The organism is Niallia sp. FSL W8-1348, assembly GCF_038006745.1.
Taxonomy (GTDB): Bacteria; Bacillota; Bacilli; order Bacillales; family Cytobacillaceae; genus Niallia; species Niallia alba.
In genome coordinates this window covers 208,745-225,715 of record NZ_JBBOVV010000002.1, presented here as the reverse complement: position 1 = coordinate 225,715, position 16,971 = coordinate 208,745, and the positions used below count along the sequence as shown (strand labels likewise).

The following is a 16,971-nucleotide window of genomic DNA, read 5'->3' as shown; positions in this document are numbered from 1 at the left end:
ATGCATATATTAATAGCGATTTAATTCTTTTATAATTTCCTCTAAGGCATCTTGGCTTTTGTTCTTTTCCATTTTTTCAATCATTACTTGCTTGTTTTCTTGAATTTGTTTTAAGGTGTTAAGGAAATGGTCTTTCGTTAAAGCTTCCTCTTCTATCATATAGGAGTAGCCATTTTCCGTAAAGACTTTCCCATTTAATATTTGATCGCCTCTACTTTGCTGTTTTGTTAATGGAATAATAAGCATCGGTATTTTTAATGCAAGAAATTCAAAAATCGAGTTTGATCCACCTCTTGTAACGACCACTTCTGTAGCAGCTAAAATATCAGCTAATTCTTCATAAACATACTCAAATTGTTGATAGCCTTTTATCCCAGTATGCTTTTCTGAAAGATTTCCTTTGCCACATAGATGAACGATTTGATACGTTTGTAATAGTGTTTCTAAATTATCACGAACCACTTCATTTATTTTCTTTGCTCCTAGACTTCCTCCCATAATGGTAAGGATCGGTTTCTGACTTGTAAATCCAAGAGCGAGTCTCCCTTTTGATACAGAACCAGTGAGAATTTCTTTGCGAATCGGAGACCCGATTGCTTTGCTTTTTTCTTTTGGTAAATAGCGTAAAGTCTCTTCGAAAGAGGTGAATATTTTCGATGCAAATCGCACCGATAATTTATTTGCCAACCCAGGTGTTAAATCACTTTCATGGAGTATAACGGGAATCTTAAGTTGGCGGGCTGCGATAACAACTGGTACGGATACAAATCCACCTTTTGAAAAAACAACATTTGGTTTAATTTTTTTCAGTACTTTTCTAGCGTCATAACAGCCTTTTATTACTTTAAAAATATCTTTAATATTCTCTTTAGATATATATCTTCTTAACTTTCCACTAGAAATGGGATGATAGGGTATATCAATTTTTTCGATTAAATCCTTTTCGATTCCTGCTTTACTACCGATATAAGCTATATCCCAATCTTGCTTGTTTAACTCATTAATAATGGCAATATTAGGCGTAACGTGGCCTGCTGAGCCCCCACCTGTAAACACAATTTTCTTCAAAATGTATTCGACTCCTATTCTTTGGTTCATTTTCGCAGCGAAAAAGCCAGATGTTATCTTTTTCGAATCTGGCTTCTAACTAGTTTAAATATATGATGGTTACACTAATTTCAGAATCTCTTCAATGGCGTATGCAACCCCATCATCATTATTACTTTTTGTAATATCACTTGCTCTTTTTTTGATTTCCTCAGGTGCATTTTCCATGGCAAATGATCTTGTAGAAACTTCAAATTGTGTTATATCATTCCCTCCATCTCCAAAGGAATAAACCTCATTAAAGGTAAGATTTCGAAGGTTTTCATAGCGACGAATTGCTTTTCCCTTTTGTGCTTCACTTGAGGTGATTTCACAGTTATTTGGAAAGGAGGATGAAAACGAAATAGTCTCCTGTTTTCTTAATACTTCTTTTACTTTATCAATTTTTTCTAATTGTGTTTCATCAACAACAGCTACTAATTTATATATTTTGAGATCTTTTAAGTGTAAAATAGCCTCATAATCTTGCTGATCAAACAGCGCTTGAATCTCATCCCAAGACTTTCCTCTTAACAGAGGAAGAGTACCAGGAAAACCGCCTTGGTTCGTATAAACAAGAACACCAACTTCAAGTTTTTGTAGTGTTTGTAGTAAGGTTTGATACAAATCAAGTGAGATTTCCGTTTCATAAAGAAGTTTTCCTGTTTCATCATACATCATACTGCCATTTAAGCAAAAAATCGGTAGCTCTAATTCCTTCACTCCTCTTACTTTTATAACATCTGCGTATTGTCGTCCTGTATTTAAAATAACATCTATATGATGTTGCTTAAGTTTTCGAATAACGTTTCTATTTGCTTCTGATATTTGATGATGGTCATCCAATAAAGTTCCGTCTAAATCAATGGATACACATTTCATTTTTCTTTTCCCCCTAGCAATTGCAACAATTGATCCTTCCATTATTGTAGCATAAATTTTTCGTTTTTTTCTTTTTCTCTATATTGTTTTCGAAGCTTTTCATACTACTAATAATTAGTATGGTTTTTTATTTGTATCTAATGGTTCTAATATGGATTCAATATCTGCCCTTTTTGGCTCTAAAAATGGTGGTAGTGCTAGAGATTCACCTAGATGTTCCAGTTCTTCATCTGTCGCAAAACCAGGTCCATCTGTTGCAATTTCAAATAAGATACCATTTGGTTCTCTGAAATAAAGAGACTTAAAATAAAAACGATCTACAAAACCTGAATTTTGAAAACGTGCATCATTTATTTTTTAAATCCATTGATAGAGTTCGTCTTCATTGTCCGCCCGTAAAGCTACGTGATGAACACCGCCTCTGCCAAGTCGCTGTACTTTCAAGTCAGTGCGTTCCTCTAGGTGAATTTCCGCCCCAGAACCTCCCTCACCAGTTTCGAACACCATTATAGGTTGTTGATTCTCAATTGTGGATGGAAAGCTATTTTTTAAGCGAAATCCCAGCAAATCTGTTAATACGCGAATAGTCGATTCTGTGCGGCGTACAGTTAATTGTACGGGCCCAAGTCCTGTAATCGCAAATTCTGTTGGAACTGGACTTTTATCCCATGGAATACCGGATTTTACACCGTTATCGTTTTCATCGGATACTAAGAAAAAGCGTTGTGTTTCAAAGTCTCTAAATTCTAACGTTAATCTGCCTGCTCTTTCGCTAATTTCTCCATGTTTTACACCATAATCATCGAAGCGTTTCAGCCAAAATTCTAACGCTTTATTACTTGGAACACGTAAAGAAGTTGCAGAAATGCTGCTCACTCCTTCTCTGTTGGGGGCCATATGTGGAATTTCAAAAAAAGTCAACTCTGTTCCCGGATTCCCCTGTTCATCTCCATAAAATAAATGATAGACAGATGGATTATCTTGATTAACTGTTTTCTTTATAAGGCGAAGACCTAAAATATCGGTATAAAATGGATAGTTCTCTTTTGCTTTCGCTGTCATGGCAGAAACGTGATGAATTCCTTTTAAATTCATATGAAGTTTCCTCCTTCTATGTATGTATGAATAACTTTCTACTTTTTTGAAAGTTATAATCTAACTATAGGTACAAGGAAATGATAGTTGCAGACGAAAAAGGGCATCTGCACCATAGTGAAGTGTTTTTACTCATCTTTCAACAATGGTAGCATTAATAGGATGCCCGTTTATTTAGGGTTATATTTGTATATCAAGTTGTACTGGACAATGATCGCTTCCCATTACATCGCAATGAATATTAACATCTGTTATATTGTCTTTTAGTTGATTAGAAACGATAAAATAGTCGATTCTCCAGCCGATATTTCTTTCCCTTACTTTAGCCATATAGCTCCACCATGTGTACACATCTGTTCGCTCTGGATATAAATGTCTAAAGCTATCAACAAATCCTAATTCCAATAAACTGGTCATTTCATTTCTTTCTTCTGTTGTGAATCCTGAATTCCCTATATTTGGTTTCGGATTTTTTAAATCAATTTCTTGATGAGCAACGTTTAAATCACCACAATAAATGACTGGTTTGATTGCCTCTAATGATAAAATATATTGTTTTAGTTGCTTTTCCCATCCTACTCGATAAGATAATCTACTTAAATCACGTTTCGAATTAGGTGTATAAACATTTAATAGAAAGAAGTTTTCAAATTCTAAGGTAATGGCTCTTCCTTCTAATTCTTCAAAATCTTCTCCAACTCCATATGTTACAGCAAGCGGTTTTTCTTTTGTGAAGACAGCAGTCCCTGAATAGCCTTTTCTTTCTGCATAATTCCAAAACTGATGGTAGCCCTCTAACTCTAATTTAATTTGTCCTTCTTGTAGTTTTGTTTCTTGCAGGCAAAAGATATCTGCATCTATTTGTTGAAAGAAATCTATAAAGCCTTTCTTCACACAGGCTCTAATTCCATTCACATTCCAAGTTACTAATTTCATCTAATTCTCCTCACTATATCAATCTTCTAATAAATAAGACTATCATGAAATAGAGATTCGATAAAGGATAATATCTTGGCAGAAAAAGTTCCTATCCATTCTTATATTTAGTGAGTTTAACTAAGTTGTATTACCACGTGATTATTTGTAATGCTGGATGCAAATAAATTAATAACTAATTTAGTTATTGGAGAACTGCTAAATAAAATAGTAAATCGCCTAGTTACACTAGCCTTTGACTTTTATGCTGTAACATGGCAATTTACCTTGTTTTTTAATTAACATAATGTTATTATGATAAACTCAATTGCCCTTTACTAAATTTTCGGTAGAATGCTGATAAAGAAGTTGATTAATTCCTTCCTTTATTTCATTTCCGTACATTGGCATTCCATGTCCTGAATATAAAATATGTGGATCAAGTGCTAATAATTTTTCTATTGATGTGAAGCTAGTTTCTACATTCGGTGTGAAGTATGCTGGCGGTCCATGAATTTCTTTTTTCTGCATTAACACGGCAAATAACGACTCTTGTCTAACGGTAATAAGTGCATCCCCTGCTAATAGCAGACCGTCTTTTTCTCTAAATAGGGAGATATGACCATCCGTATGTCCCGGTGTATGGAGCCATTTCCATCCTTCTAAAAAGTATAAGGAATCTTCAGCTGAAATCACTTTTATATTGGAATGAAAAGCAATTCCATCGCGTGGATAAAGTGGGGAAAGAAAAGACATCATCCCCTTTTCTTTAAATGGTGTTGGAGGAGGATATTTTTTCTCACTTTCTAAATAGGACATTTCTTTTTCATGAATATATACGGGAACATCCCATTCTCTCACTAATGTTTGCAGTGCTCCGATATGGTCGAAATGTGCATGTGTTAAAATAATTGCTAACGGTTTTTTATCTTTAAAAAGCTTCTTTGAATTTTTCAAAATGAATGGAGCAGAAAATGGAACTCCTGTATCAATAAGTACCCACTCTTCCTTTGTTTCCCCTAATCCAGCAATATACGCAATATTGGCTATGGCTGTTCGATAGCCATAAACATTTTCTGCAATCTTCATCTAAGGAGACCTCCTTCTTACTTATAGTGTGACCAAATGAAAGAAAGAAACACATCGATTTTTCCTCTTTGTTAATCCTGCCTTCGTAGTGTAAATATGACTTGTAAGAGAAAATGATTGATAATTCAAATGAAACAGTGTACTATACAGTTAATTAAATAGTTATGGTTACACATTAAGTGTGATCGCCTTCGGGGTCGGGTGAAATTCCCAACCGGCGGTGATGAGTATCGGTATACTCTAAGCCCGTGACCCGTTTTATATTTAATATTGACTCCTACTATTCATTTGTTAATAATATTTTTAGCAGTGAATCAGTTTACATATGGTCAATACATAAAACGGTGGATTTGGTGAGAAACCAAAGCCGACAGTATAGTCTGGATGGGAGAAGGCAAAATTCATGACCAAAGTATATGCTTTATAGAATTCGTCAAGGAAGTTTTTTCTTGTCTGCTATAGGTTTGTTTTGTTATATTTTTTACGGTTTGTTCAACCAAATTGCCACATATTTATACTTGTAATATGGAGAGTAGCGGCAATCGGCAGCGACTGGTAGCCAATATAACGTAAAACAATTTAGCCTTTCTATAATGCAATATGTTTATTTAAGTATACAATGACCCCGTATAATTTTTTTATACGGGGTTTTTTATTTGGTATTTTATTTAAAGTTTAGTTTATCTAAGTTGGTATGGCAGAAACTTATGCTCGATGCCCCTTATTAAACTTTAATTGATACATGTAAATATTTTTTGACCCCAATACACTATTTAAGAGCTTCGATTTTTCTAGAAAGGAGGAACTTCCTTTGTTTACAGGGCTAGTGGAAGAATTAGGTGTTGTGAAGCATAGTAAAAAAACGGGACATACAATTTCTCTTTCGATTCAAGCTGACCGAATTATGGAAGATATAAAAATTGGTGACAGTATTGCAGTAAATGGTGCTTGTTTAACGGTTACTTCCTTTAACAAAGGATGGTTTACAGTGGATGTGATGCCAAATACTTTCTATGACACGACATTGCAGCATCTTAAAAATGGTCAATCCGTCAACCTTGAACGTGCTATGCTAGCTAATGGTAGATTTGGTGGACATTTTGTTTCAGGTCATGTTGATTGCACAGGAACCATTTTGTCTACAGAAAATATAGAAAATAGCACATTAGTAGAAATTCGCATCCCGGAAGACAAGGTTCATCTGACAATGGAGAAAGGTTCAATCACAATTGATGGAACTAGTTTAACCATCTTTAAAACGACAGCTAACTCCATCTTTGTCTCACTAATTCCGCATACTTCTATCGTTAGCATTATTGGGCATAAGCGAAAAGGTGATCTTGTAAATATTGAGTTTGACCTTTTGGCCAAATATTTTCATTCGCTTATGGCGAGATCCAAAGAACCACTCATAAAAACAGAGTCAAAACTGAACGCTTCATTTTTAAAAGAAAATGGCTTTTTTTAAAAACAATTTACAGTGAAAGGAAGAAAACAATGTTTGATTCCATTGAAGATGCTTTATCAGATTTAACAAAAGGCAAAGTGGTTATTGTTTGTGATGATGAGGACCGGGAAAACGAAGGTGATTTCATTGGGTTGGCGGATCATGTCAGCCCAGAAATGATTAATTTTATGGCAAAAGAAGGTCGTGGGTTAATCTGTGTACCAATTCCGCAAAATCTCGCTACTAAACTTGATCTCCCTCCAATGGTAACAAGCAGCAGTGATCCGCGAAAGACTGCTTTTACCATTAGTATAGATCATAAGGAGACTTCAACGGGAATTAGTGCACATGAACGCGCCTTCACCATAAGCAAAATGGTTGATTCAAACGCAATCGCTGATGACTTTACTAGACCTGGTCATATCTTCCCTTTGATAGCAAAGGATGGTGGTGTGCTAAAGCGGAACGGACATACGGAAGCTGCTGTTGATTTGGCGATCCTTGCTGGAGCAACCCCTATCGGCATTATTTGTGAAATTTTAAAAGAAGATGGAACAATGGCAAGAGTAAACGATCTGCATCTATTGGCTAAAAAATGGGCTCTAAAAATGATTACGATTCAAGATTTAATTCAGTATAAAAAAAGTTTATTACAAGAGGTGGAGTAAAAAATGAAACAAGTATTTGAAGGAAATTTAATTGGAACTGGCTTAAAAATCGGAATTGTTGTATCGCGTTTTAATGAATTTATCACGACAAGACTTTTATCTGGAGCGGAAGATGCTCTTAGCCGTCATGGTGTGAATGAAGACGATATTTCAGTTATGTGGGTACCTGGTGTATATGAAATACCTTTAGCAGCAAAAAAATTGGCTGCGTCTGGTAAATATGATGCAATCATTACAATTGGGACTGTTATTCGCGGAGCAACACCACATTTTGACTATGTAAGTAATGAAGTAGCAAAAGGAGTGGCTAATGTTTCTTTAAGTACAGAGGTCCCTGTTATCTTCGGAGTCCTTACTACTGAAAATATTGAGCAAGCGATTGAAAGAGCCGGTACGAAAGCTGGAAATAAAGGGTATGAGGCTGCTGTTAACGCCATTGAAATGGGTAATTTATATAATCAGTTAACAAACGCTTAAAAGAAAGAATAAAAAGGCTGGGACATAAGTATTCCAGCCATAGATAAACCCGAACAACTATCAAAGAATCCTAAATGGTTGTTCGGGTTTTATTAGTTTTATAAAAGGTTGTTTCAGTACAGTTAGTGTTAATATCCGCAGCCTGAATACACTTCGCTTTCCATGGGGCGAGCGCCGAGCCGCTTCGGCCTCTGGCCTGCAGGGTCTCGGACTTTCTCGCAGCTCCCATAGGAGTCTACGTGTATTCAGGCTGCTCCATATTTCCTACTAATTCATTTTTTCTAAAAAAACAATATTTTTTAGGGTATTGCCTTTAAAAACGGAGTGGAATGGAGCGGAAGACACTCGACTCCTGCGGGAAGTAGAGCAAAACCTAAGACCCCACAGGCTTTAGCCGAGGAGGCTTAGGTTGCTCCCCGCGGAAAGCGAGTTTCTGTAGCGCAATGGAACGAATTAGTTTTTACACTTGACTATATTTAAAAACATAAATAACCATTGTATAAAAGAAACCTTTATTTAAGAGATAAATTAGAGATTGTTCGTCTTTACAGATTGGCTATTTAGTTTTGTCCCAGCCTCTTTATCATTGTTATTAAAGTTGGAAATAAGAAATCAACATTCCTCCAATGGCTCCCGTAATAACGATTATCCATGGTGGCGATTTCCAATAGACTAGCATCGAAAACAAAACAGCAGCAAAGGCAAAATCTGTTGCATTTAAAATACTACTAGTCCATATGGGATGATAAAATGCAGAAATCAAAATCCCAACAACAGCAGCGTTTACTCCCAATAAAGCACTTTGAATCTTAGCATTCTTGCATAAAGTGTTCCAAAATGGAAGCACCCCGATAATTAATAGAAAAGCGGGCAAAAATATCGCAAATGTCGCAAAGATTCCCCCACCCCATCCATTAATGACTGTTCCGATATATGCGGCGAATGTAAATAATGGACCTGGAACAGCTTGGGTTGCACCGTATCCTGCAAGAAACGCTTCTTCACTTAGCCATTCACTTGGAACAAATTCACGCTCTAATAGAGGTAATACTACATGTCCTCCTCCAAAAACAAGAGAGCCAGATCGGTAAAAACTATCAAACATTGCGATCCACGGGTAAGCAAATATCTCACGAATAACTGGTAATAGGAATAAAAGAACAAAAAATAATCCTAAACAAAAACTAGCAAATTTTTTTGAAATGGGAAAGGAAATATATTCATGACTTTGTTCGATCGATTGTTGCTTATATAGGAAATGACCGATTACAGATGCTAGTATAATAACCCCTATTTGCGAAAAGACACTTTGCCATAATAATGTGATTACTAATGCGAAGAGTGCTATCGTCTTTCTTTGCAAGTCGGGTGTTAAATTCTTCGCCATACCGAGTATTGCATGGGCAACAATAGCAACTGCGACCATTTTAAGGCCATGAATCCAACCAGCATTTTCTATATCTAAACCTTCTATCAAACTTGCAAATATTATTAATCCAATCACGGATGGAAGTGTAAATCCTAAAAAGGAGATAATTCCGCCAATCAGTCCTCCCCGAATAATTCCTATCCCTATTCCTACTTGACTACTGGCAGGACCAGGGAGAAATTGGCAAAGAGCTACTAAATCGGCATAGCTTTTTTCATCTAACCATTTCCTACGACGGACATATTCATCATGAAAATAACCTAAATGAGCTATGGGACCGCCAAATGAGGTAAACCCTAACTTTGTGGAAATAAGTAAAATTTCTAAAAAAGTTTTACTTTTCTTCGACTGTTTTGCTTTCTCCAATGATAAGCCTCCAATAACAATTAGTATCTTTATCATATAGGATGAAAGATATTTGACCAAGTTAAGCAAAAGAAACTTTACAAAAAATTTATAAAGTGAAACTTTCATCAGTGTGGGTTTTCCTTCATCTCCCACTATCTTCCTCGTATTTTCCTAAGCATGAGCAGGGAGTCTTACTGTCCGTTAAGAGTAGGATAAAAAAAGCTAATGACGATTTCATCAGTGTATCAAATCGTCATTAGCTTTAAGTTTACATAATATTATTATCATAAACCCTCTATTGCTTTACTTACTGCTATTGTTAATTCTTCTGCTATTTCCTCTAATTTAGGTTGCATGAGGTTATTGGTGACAGTTGGAAAAGTACCTGTAGAGTTAATCTCTAAAAAACCAGTCATTCTTGTACGATTCGCATCTTTTTCTTCAACCATAAAATAGCCATTTCCATCAAAATGATCATTGATCCCTTGCAGCTGAAAGGTAACTTTGGAAGGTTCTTTCCATTCTAGTATGGTTACTTCCATCTCTACTTTTTTCTTAAAGAGTCCCATATCAATTTTAAACTCCCAAGTTGAAACCTTTTCGTTGATAATGTGATGATTAATATATCCAGGCACCAATGGAGCCCAGTTGTTCATGGAGCGAACAAAATCCCATACTTTTTTCGCATTTGCACGGACGATAATTGAATGTTTCTTACTTGGCATGAAAACACTTCCCTTATCTTTCATTGACAGACGAATCCCTTCTCCCATTTACAAGCTCATTAAAACTAGCTTTGCCGTAAAAAATAGGGATTGCATTTTTATCACCCATCAAAACTATATATATTCTGCCAAATGTCCGAATATGAGTATAAAATAAGTTAACATAATATATTTATAGTAACCTTATAAGTAATCGGATATTTCTAAATCCATCGCTTTCTCTTTTTGGGAATCAGAGACATGGGTATACTTTTGAGTCGTATTTAAATTCGTGTGACCAAGCAGTTCCTGTACAGTCCTGATGTCTCGACCATCTCGAACTAAATGTGTAGCAAAACTATGTCTTAATTTATGGCTGGAGATTCCTTTTTCCTTCCATTTTAATTCTGGATATTCCTTTGACATCTCATCAATAATTCGCTCTGTAATTTCCTGAATCCTCCTTCTGGAAATTCGCTTTCCTCTCCGCGAGATAAAGAGTGCATCCTCCTGCCCTTTCATCGGAAAAATCCTATTTTCTTCTATATATACATATAATTCTTCCATTAACTTTTTCGGTAAGGGTATGTATCGTGACTTATTCCCTTTTCCTAACACATGGATCCCTCTATTTTGATGTATAGAAGACAAATTAAGAGAATGTATTTCCATTACTCGTAAGCCTGCAAATGCCATTAATCCGAGGATCACTTTATTGCGTCGTTGATGCTGTTTTTGCGATACTTTTTCAACCATATCAAAAAATGATTTTAATTCATCCTTTTCTAGGTAGCTTGGTAGTTTTCCCTTCTGTTCTTTTGCACTCTCCAAATCGATTGCTGGATTTTTTTGCACAAGTTCATAATCTACTAGACATTTATAAAAGGAACGAATCGCTGTTAATCTTCTATTTCTTGAAGTAGATGAATTTGCTCGCTTTGTTTTTAACTCATTCATAAATAACGTTATTTGTAATTTCTTTACTAAATTTAAATCGATGTATTCTTCTTTTTTTCGCGTAATAAATTCTAAAAAGAAATAAATATCGCGCAAATAATTTTCAATAGTAAATCCACTATAGTCCTTATTATCCATCTCCGTCCGAAAAAGGGTCAATTCCTCTTCATACCAAGAAGACAGCGTTTCTTTTGTAATCATATATATGGCCACCTAATCTGTAAAATAGTAAGTTTAGTATACTATATTTCTATAAAAACCGCACATAAGAGATATTATGCGCGGTAATGATGATAAAACTCCTACAAAAGAATTATTAATAAATTTGAATGCAATTACCTATAGTGTTTTTTCGTTTAAATTGGGATAATTAGGAATAATGATAAGAGGTGGTAGTTTGAAGATTTTATTTCTTTTGCTAAGCCTATTAAATTTTCTCGATGGAATATTCACTTTTCTTGGAATCCAATTTAATCATATATCTGAATCAAATCCGATTATGAATCACTTATGGGAAATTTCTCCTTTCTTATTCCTTTTGTTAAAAATTTGTTTATCTTTATTTCTCTTTTACCTAGCAATCTATTTTTATAGTAAAAATACTCGTACCTGGATTTTTCTCCTATTTATTCCATTAGCATTATATTCTTCCGTTATGGTTTTGCATATTGTTTGGATGACGAATATTTAGTTTACAATAATTTTATTATGTAATTTAAAGTCCTCCTTTCTTTTTACTAGAATAACCATTAAAATAATAATATACAAACAGTAAGGAGTTAGGATTATGAGTGTACATAAAGAAATTACCAAACATGTAGAACAAGTCAATTCTCGTGTCAATCATTTTAAGCAATTAGATCAGCTACGTGAATCCTATATTGAAGAAGCGATACTGCTTTGTAAAGCTGGGGAGAATTTTTCGGTTGATAAAATAAATGATGTAACCGAGCAAATGAATGAATTAGCTAGACTTGGTGTTGTTCCATCAAGAAAAAAGGTTACTAAAGCAATGGTAGTAGAATTTACTACTCGTTCTATATAAAGTGAAACTTCCATCAGTGGGGGTTTTCTTTCATCCCCCCACTGATGGTTAGTTGAACCAATCGGACCTTTACGGACAGTTGATCTCCCACCTACTCTCATATGCTTGAGGTGGCCTTCTTAGTCTTACTATCCGTTAAGAGTGGGATAAAATAAAAACAACCTTGTTTGCTCGTGAAGTTCACGGCCAAGGCTGTTTTTTATACTCAAATATTCTAGTAATTCTCTATGACTGGATAAAAACGAAGGATTGCTTTTCCAATAACTGCTTCTTCAGAGATACAACCAAGTTGTCGACTATCGGTACTTTTTTGCCGATTATCACCAAGTACAAAAATATGTCCCTTTGGTACTTTTATCTTGAGATTTTCCGTTAATTTTTGATTAGGGAGTAAATGTTTCTTTTTTTCCTGTAAGTAAGGCTCATCATATTTATGACCGTTTATATAAAGAGCGTCATCCTGAATCTCGATGGTATCGTCTGGTAAGCCGATTACTCTTTTTATATAGTCCTCCTTCTCAATCGGTGAATGGAAAACGATTGTATCAAAGTGCTTTATTTGCCCCACTTTAGAAACGATAATTCGATCTTGATTCTCATATGTCGGTTGCATGGATTGCCCTACTACTTTTACAGGGGTAAAGATAAAGTTCCGGCATATAAAAACGAATACTAATGCACTAATAAGCGCAATAATCCATGACTTTAGTTCTTTATTAAACTCTGCATTCATGTAGATATTCCTTCCCCCCTTTCCTATACAATCATTATCAATTCACCATTTTATACATTAGAATATCGTCTACATATTCATTTTCAGCTATTTTAAACTCCTTTATTTTGCGACCTTCTTCTATAAATCCCATACGTTTATAGAAAGATATCGCTCGATAATTTGTTGAGAAAACTCTTAAAGGAATTTAATTCCATTATAACATATGATTTGTTTCCATTACTCTTGCTGTTTTCTTTTTTTTCTAAAAATAATCCAAACAATTACAATAACTGCAACTGGAATTAGAATCGGAGATAATCCAATAGCGAGTACTACTACACTTGATAAGAAGGAGATAACCCCGTTTATTGTACTGACAAACTGGCTTTTCGCTTTTTGCCAAGTATTTAAGGAGTCGCTATTTTTGATGTTTCCGACCTTTACTAACTCTTCTTCTAATTGAATGGTAACAGTGGAATAGTCGACATTATTTTTTAAGTATTTCATTCTCCCTAAGATTTGCTCTTTTTGCTCTTGTACAGTGGCTAGGTCGTTTGATATTTTCAGAAGATCTTCTGTTTTCTCTGCCTGGTCCATTAACGTTAATAGTCGTTTTTCTACTGCTTCTTTGGCTTTTAACCGAGACTCAAGATCAACAAATTCCTCTGTGACATCATTACTGCTTATATTTTTTTCGATTACTTTTATACTATTTTTTTCCACTTCATTAATATAGGATTGGAAATTCGCTTGTGGAACTTTCACAATAATCGATCCATTAATATAATCAGTGCCACTATTGTAAATAGATGATTGTACTACATAACCGTCAAGTTCGGTTGCTTTTTTCTGAATTTCTTCTTCTACTTGATGATAGTCCTTAACTTGTAAGGATAAATTAGCATTGTAAATCATCATGCGGTCATTTTCTGTTATTTCTGTTCCACTAGTATTCTTAATCTCTTTATCAGCGGATGCTAATTGGTCTTCCGTCACTTCTCCTTCATGAGAATCCATTTGTGCTATTTCATTATTTGCAGCTTTCTCCGTACTATCTGCGCTTTTATTTTCTGATTCTTGGCTGCTACATCCTGCCATTAAAAGTAGAAAAAATAGAATGCCAATAAAGGAAGTTCTATACTTTTTCATCCTTCATACCTCCTAAGTTTAGTTACTCATTAGACGGATATTAAAATAATAAGTTTCAATATTATTACATATTTATTACAAAGCTGCTTCGTAAAGTTTTCTTTCTTAAAGAAAACAAAAATTTTACAATCAACTGGATATACGCTAACACCAATTCTCTATTCTGTGTATATGATAATACAAGTTTACTTTCGGTGATAATTACTTTTGATGAACATACAATGGTATAAAATGAGTTGGAAATATGCTTAGATGGAGGGATTTTTGTGGAGTTAGACAGGCACAAGGAAATAACCTTTCAAAACTTGCAAGAAAAAAATATGACGTTTGATATTGTTTTTCAACGTATCCTTTCCTTTATGTCTAGAAATCCGGCTGGAAATTATCAATTGATGATTGGTACAGATTCCCAAGTGCATGCGAAGCATACCACCTTTATTACAGGAATTGTGATTATGAATAAAGGGAAGGGTGCATGGGCATGTATCAGAAAAGTTGTTTTACCGAGAAAAGTATTAAGACTTCATGAGAAAATTTCCTATGAGACGACGTTAACCGAAGAAATTGTTAGTCTTTTTACCGAAAATAAGAAAAACCAGTTAATAGATGTTGTGCTTCCTTTTGTTTATCAAGGAGCAACTTTCTCTATTGAAGGACATATTGATATTGGAGCAGGTCGGAGAAATAAAACACGAGATTTTGTAAATGAAATGGTAGCAAGAATTGAATCAATTGGGATTGAACCAAAAATAAAACCAGATTCATTTGTTGCTTCCAGTTATGCCAATAAATACACAAAGTAGTCTCTTCTTGCATTAAAATAACCTGTCCTAAAGCAGAACAGGTCTAAACAATTAATCTTCTTTTGTTGCAGCAATCTCTTCGGAAACTTTTTTGTTCTTATTAATAAAATGAATGATAAAGGTGATGATAAACGCAGCAATTAGAATCGCAAAAAATACATAATGATCTAATTCAAAACCAAAGATACTTGCGAACATTTTCGCCGCGATTATACCAATTAAAACAAAAGCAGTATTCTCTAATTCTGGTACTTTTTCAATTAAAACTAAGAATAATTTAGCGACCGTTCTCATCATTAAAATCCCAAGCATTCCACCAATTAAGAGGATCCAAATTTCATTTGATACAGCAAGTGAGGCTAATATGCTATCAACGGAAAAAGCTAAATCCATTAATTCTACAGAAATAACGGTAGCCCAGAATACTCCGAAAAGTCTTATTGTCCAACTATTTTTTTTCATCGCTGAAGCATCCTCGTCACCATCACCAAGCCAGAAATGCTTAATTACAATCCAAGCTAAGTATGCTGCTCCAACTACTTTAATCCATGTAAAGTGGATTAAATAAACGCCTATTCCAATAAAGAAAAACCGGAAAAAATAGGCTCCAAATAAACCATACGTTAATGCTTTTTTTTGTTTGTCAGGCGGTAAATGTTTAACCATCACCGCTAAAACGAGTGCGTTATCCGCTGATAATAAGCCTTCTAAAATGACTAACGATCCAATTAATCCCCATGAAACTGGATCTGTTAATACTTCTTCCCACATCTCCCAATCAAAAAATGAAGCATAGGTTGATAATATTTGATGTAAAACGTCCACTTAAAAAGCCTCCATTATATATATGTAATGATATGGAAGCTATTATACTCCTATCATTTTCAGATAGCAACTTTATTTAAGATATTCCCATTATTCTTCATAAATCATCTTTACGGTCATACCACCATCTACCATGAGGTTTGTCCCTGTAATAAAATTATTTTGCGGATTAGTTAAAAATAGACAAGCCCTCGCAATATCTTCTGGTTTACCTACTCTTTTTGACAAATGCTGTTCATGATCGATTTCGCGAAGATTTTCATAGTCTTTTGTTTCAATCCATCCTGGTGAAATACTATTTACTGTTATATGTGCGTCTGCAAGACTATTTGCTAATGCATGTGTAATGGCCATAATACCACCTTTGCTAGCACTATAGCTTTCCGTATTAGGCTCAGACATATATGCTCTACTAGATGACATATTGATAATCGAGCCTTTAGAGTCCTGATCTCGCATGATTTTTGCGACTTCTCTTGAACAAAGAAACACGCTGCGGAGATTTGTATTTATTACATCATCCCATTCTTCAATCGTTAAATCGTAAAACGATTTAAAAACTCCTTTGCCCACATTGTTTATCAGAATATCAATCTTTCCAAACTTCGTTTTTGTTGTATGAACAAGATGAATGATTTCCGTTTCGCTTCGTACATCTGTTTTGATAAATAATGCTTTTTCCTTTTGTTCAATAGAATCAAGAAGTTGCTTCCCTTGGCTTTCATCTATATCTGCCAGCACAACATATGCTTCTTCCTGCAAATAAGCTTTTGCAATTGCTTTACCGATTCCATTACTAGCACCAGTAACAATTACAACTTTATCTTTGAACATCCTATTCGCCCTCCATCCATATAAAAAAAAGCAAGCTAATTTCTCAGCCTGCCTCTTTGTATTTATTCTTCAGTGATTTCTACTTTTTCCATTACATCGCCATTTCTCATCGCCTTAACAGTAGAGATTCCAGATGTAACTTGTCCAAATACAGTATGAACACCATTTAAATGTGGTTGTGGGTCATGAACGATAAAGAATTGGCTGCCACCTGTGTCACGACCAGCATGTGCCATAGAAAAAGCGCCTTCAACATGTTTATGAGGATTTCCTTCTGTTTCACATTTGATTGTGTATCCAGGACCACCTGTTCCATTACCATTCGGGTCTCCGCCTTGGCTTACGAACCCAGGAATAACACGGTGGAAAGTTAGACCATTATAGAACCCTTTTTTAATAAGTTCTACAAAATTAGCTACTGTTCCAGGAGCTTCATTTGGATATAATTCAAATTCAATTTTTTCACCATTTTGCATTAGTATGTATCCTTTTGTTGCCATGTT

The 16,971-nt window shown here is 34.9% G+C and carries 18 protein-coding genes, 2 pseudogenes and 1 riboswitch; of the genes and pseudogenes, 6 read left to right on the top strand and 14 right to left on the bottom strand.

The features are described 5' to 3' along the window. Window positions 1-9: 9 nt before the first annotated feature. The 5 genes and pseudogenes from NST60_RS19535 to NST60_RS19515 form a co-directional block, all read right to left on the bottom strand. Window positions 10-1,068: an undecaprenyldiphospho-muramoylpentapeptide beta-N-acetylglucosaminyltransferase gene (locus tag NST60_RS19535; RefSeq protein WP_016203737.1), complete on the bottom strand. Its 1,059-nt coding sequence runs from the start codon at window positions 1,066-1,068 to the stop codon at window positions 10-12. Between the two features lie 99 nt (window positions 1,069-1,167). After that, a complete protein-coding gene (locus NST60_RS19530; protein ID WP_169189677.1) occupies window positions 1,168-1,968 on the bottom strand; it encodes an HAD family hydrolase in 801 nt (266 codons plus the stop codon). Between the two features lie 114 nt (window positions 1,969-2,082). Then, window positions 2,083-3,063 (bottom strand): annotated as a pseudogene (locus NST60_RS19525) (ring-cleaving dioxygenase). 180 nt (window positions 3,064-3,243) lie between these two features. Continuing rightward, complete coding sequence (locus NST60_RS19520; RefSeq protein WP_169188595.1) at window positions 3,244-3,999, bottom strand: exodeoxyribonuclease III; 756 nt, start codon at window positions 3,997-3,999, stop codon at window positions 3,244-3,246. 303 nt (window positions 4,000-4,302) lie between these two features. Beyond that, window positions 4,303-5,067 carry an MBL fold metallo-hydrolase gene (locus NST60_RS19515; protein ID WP_341099992.1) on the bottom strand — a complete coding sequence of 255 codons (765 nt, stop codon included), beginning with the start codon at window positions 5,065-5,067 and terminating at the stop codon, window positions 4,303-4,305. Window positions 5,068-5,250: 183 nt separating this feature from the next. Next, window positions 5,251-5,467: riboswitch (FMN riboswitch) on the top strand. Between the two features lie 411 nt (window positions 5,468-5,878). Here NST60_RS19515 and ribE point away from each other — a divergent pair. The 3 genes from ribE to ribH are packed head-to-tail and all read left to right on the top strand — an operon-like array spanning window position 5,879 to window position 7,659. Next, complete coding sequence (gene ribE, locus NST60_RS19510; protein WP_016203743.1) at window positions 5,879-6,535, top strand: riboflavin synthase; 657 nt, start codon at window positions 5,879-5,881, stop codon at window positions 6,533-6,535. A gap of 29 nt (window positions 6,536-6,564) precedes the next feature. Further along, window positions 6,565-7,182 carry a 3,4-dihydroxy-2-butanone-4-phosphate synthase gene (ribB, locus tag NST60_RS19505; RefSeq protein WP_016203744.1) on the top strand — a complete coding sequence of 206 codons (618 nt, stop codon included), beginning with the start codon at window positions 6,565-6,567 and terminating at the stop codon, window positions 7,180-7,182. Window positions 7,183-7,185: 3 nt separating this feature from the next. Further along, the gene (gene ribH / locus NST60_RS19500) at window positions 7,186-7,659 is read left to right on the top strand and encodes a 6,7-dimethyl-8-ribityllumazine synthase (RefSeq protein WP_016203745.1); all 474 of its coding nucleotides are present in this window, start codon (window positions 7,186-7,188) and stop codon (window positions 7,657-7,659) included. Window positions 7,660-8,251: 592 nt separating this feature from the next. Here ribH and NST60_RS19495 read toward each other — a convergent pair. From NST60_RS19495 to NST60_RS19485, 3 genes are all read right to left on the bottom strand, one after another. Further along, window positions 8,252-9,454 carry a chromate transporter gene (locus tag NST60_RS19495; RefSeq protein WP_016203746.1) on the bottom strand — a complete coding sequence of 401 codons (1,203 nt, stop codon included), beginning with the start codon at window positions 9,452-9,454 and terminating at the stop codon, window positions 8,252-8,254. A gap of 266 nt (window positions 9,455-9,720) precedes the next feature. Then, window positions 9,721-10,161 (bottom strand): CoxG family protein, encoded by a 441-nt coding sequence (locus tag NST60_RS19490; RefSeq protein ID WP_341099991.1) that lies wholly within the window; start codon window positions 10,159-10,161, stop codon window positions 9,721-9,723. Between the two features lie 183 nt (window positions 10,162-10,344). Further along, window positions 10,345-11,298: a tyrosine-type recombinase/integrase gene (locus NST60_RS19485; RefSeq protein WP_016203748.1), complete on the bottom strand. Its 954-nt coding sequence runs from the start codon at window positions 11,296-11,298 to the stop codon at window positions 10,345-10,347. Window positions 11,299-11,476: 178 nt separating this feature from the next. Here NST60_RS19485 and NST60_RS26850 point away from each other — a divergent pair, with 178 nt between their 5' ends. Together NST60_RS26850 and NST60_RS19480 are read left to right on the top strand one after the other, a co-directional pair. Further along, complete coding sequence (locus NST60_RS26850) at window positions 11,477-11,788, top strand: DUF5658 family protein (RefSeq protein ID WP_445304415.1); 312 nt, start codon at window positions 11,477-11,479, stop codon at window positions 11,786-11,788. A 96-nt stretch (window positions 11,789-11,884) separates the two neighbouring features. Then, window positions 11,885-12,142 carry a DUF2533 family protein gene (locus NST60_RS19480; protein ID WP_016203750.1) on the top strand — a complete coding sequence of 86 codons (258 nt, stop codon included), beginning with the start codon at window positions 11,885-11,887 and terminating at the stop codon, window positions 12,140-12,142. A gap of 214 nt (window positions 12,143-12,356) precedes the next feature. Here NST60_RS19480 and lepB read toward each other — a convergent pair whose 3' ends face one another. From lepB to NST60_RS19465, 3 genes and pseudogenes are all read right to left on the bottom strand, one after another. Then, the gene (gene lepB / locus NST60_RS19475; protein WP_101731163.1) at window positions 12,357-12,875 is read right to left on the bottom strand and encodes a signal peptidase I; all 519 of its coding nucleotides are present in this window, start codon (window positions 12,873-12,875) and stop codon (window positions 12,357-12,359) included. Window positions 12,876-12,912: 37 nt separating this feature from the next. Then, window positions 12,913-13,062 (bottom strand): annotated as a pseudogene (locus NST60_RS19470) (GNAT family N-acetyltransferase); the annotation flags it as partial. A gap of 32 nt (window positions 13,063-13,094) precedes the next feature. After that, complete coding sequence (locus tag NST60_RS19465) at window positions 13,095-14,006, bottom strand: DUF4349 domain-containing protein (protein WP_169188594.1); 912 nt, start codon at window positions 14,004-14,006, stop codon at window positions 13,095-13,097. A 320-nt stretch (window positions 14,007-14,326) separates the two neighbouring features. Here NST60_RS19465 and NST60_RS19460 point away from each other — a divergent pair, with 320 nt between their 5' ends. Then, a complete protein-coding gene (locus tag NST60_RS19460; RefSeq protein WP_051993961.1) occupies window positions 14,327-14,809 on the top strand; it encodes a ribonuclease H-like YkuK family protein in 483 nt (160 codons plus the stop codon). A 51-nt stretch (window positions 14,810-14,860) separates the two neighbouring features. On the opposite strand, the gene NST60_RS19455 is transcribed toward NST60_RS19460, so the two are convergent. From NST60_RS19455 to NST60_RS19445, 3 genes are all read right to left on the bottom strand, one after another. Further along, on the bottom strand, window positions 14,861-15,634 hold the full coding sequence (locus NST60_RS19455) for a TerC family protein (RefSeq protein WP_016203822.1): 774 nt from the start codon (window positions 15,632-15,634) through the stop codon (window positions 14,861-14,863). Between the two features lie 90 nt (window positions 15,635-15,724). After that, the gene (locus NST60_RS19450; protein ID WP_212118233.1) at window positions 15,725-16,468 is read right to left on the bottom strand and encodes an SDR family NAD(P)-dependent oxidoreductase; all 744 of its coding nucleotides are present in this window, start codon (window positions 16,466-16,468) and stop codon (window positions 15,725-15,727) included. Window positions 16,469-16,530: 62 nt separating this feature from the next. Further along, on the bottom strand, window positions 16,531-16,968 hold the full coding sequence (locus NST60_RS19445; protein ID WP_016203820.1) for a peptidylprolyl isomerase: 438 nt from the start codon (window positions 16,966-16,968) through the stop codon (window positions 16,531-16,533). Window positions 16,969-16,971 lie beyond the last annotated feature (3 nt).

What these genes read in the sequence shown, in the direction of transcription:
- NST60_RS19530 (WP_169189677.1), bottom strand. Translation starts at nt 1,968, where the DNA reads ATGAAATGTGTATCCATTGATTTAGACGGAACTTTATTGGATGACCAT.
- NST60_RS19520 (WP_169188595.1), bottom strand. Translation starts at nt 3,999, where the DNA reads ATGAAATTAGTAACTTGGAATGTGAATGGAATTAGAGCCTGTGTGAAG.
- NST60_RS19515 (WP_341099992.1), bottom strand. Translation starts at nt 5,067, where the DNA reads ATGAAGATTGCAGAAAATGTTTATGGCTATCGAACAGCCATAGCCAAT.
- ribB (WP_016203744.1), top strand. Translation starts at nt 6,565, where the DNA reads ATGTTTGATTCCATTGAAGATGCTTTATCAGATTTAACAAAAGGCAAA.
- ribH (WP_016203745.1), top strand. Translation starts at nt 7,186, where the DNA reads ATGAAACAAGTATTTGAAGGAAATTTAATTGGAACTGGCTTAAAAATC.
- NST60_RS19490 (WP_341099991.1), bottom strand. Translation starts at nt 10,161, where the DNA reads ATGCCAAGTAAGAAACATTCAATTATCGTCCGTGCAAATGCGAAAAAA.
- NST60_RS19485 (WP_016203748.1), bottom strand. Translation starts at nt 11,298, where the DNA reads ATGATTACAAAAGAAACGCTGTCTTCTTGGTATGAAGAGGAATTGACC.
- NST60_RS26850 (WP_445304415.1), top strand. Translation starts at nt 11,477, where the DNA reads ATGATAAGAGGTGGTAGTTTGAAGATTTTATTTCTTTTGCTAAGCCTA.
- NST60_RS19480 (WP_016203750.1), top strand. Translation starts at nt 11,885, where the DNA reads ATGAGTGTACATAAAGAAATTACCAAACATGTAGAACAAGTCAATTCT.
- lepB (WP_101731163.1), bottom strand. Translation starts at nt 12,875, where the DNA reads ATGAATGCAGAGTTTAATAAAGAACTAAAGTCATGGATTATTGCGCTT.
- NST60_RS19465 (WP_169188594.1), bottom strand. Translation starts at nt 14,006, where the DNA reads ATGAAAAAGTATAGAACTTCCTTTATTGGCATTCTATTTTTTCTACTT.
- NST60_RS19460 (WP_051993961.1), top strand. Translation starts at nt 14,327, where the DNA reads ATGACGTTTGATATTGTTTTTCAACGTATCCTTTCCTTTATGTCTAGA.
- NST60_RS19450 (WP_212118233.1), bottom strand. Translation starts at nt 16,468, where the DNA reads ATGTTCAAAGATAAAGTTGTAATTGTTACTGGTGCTAGTAATGGAATC.
- NST60_RS19445 (WP_016203820.1), bottom strand. Translation starts at nt 16,968, where the DNA reads ATGGCAACAAAAGGATACATACTAATGCAAAATGGTGAAAAAATTGAA.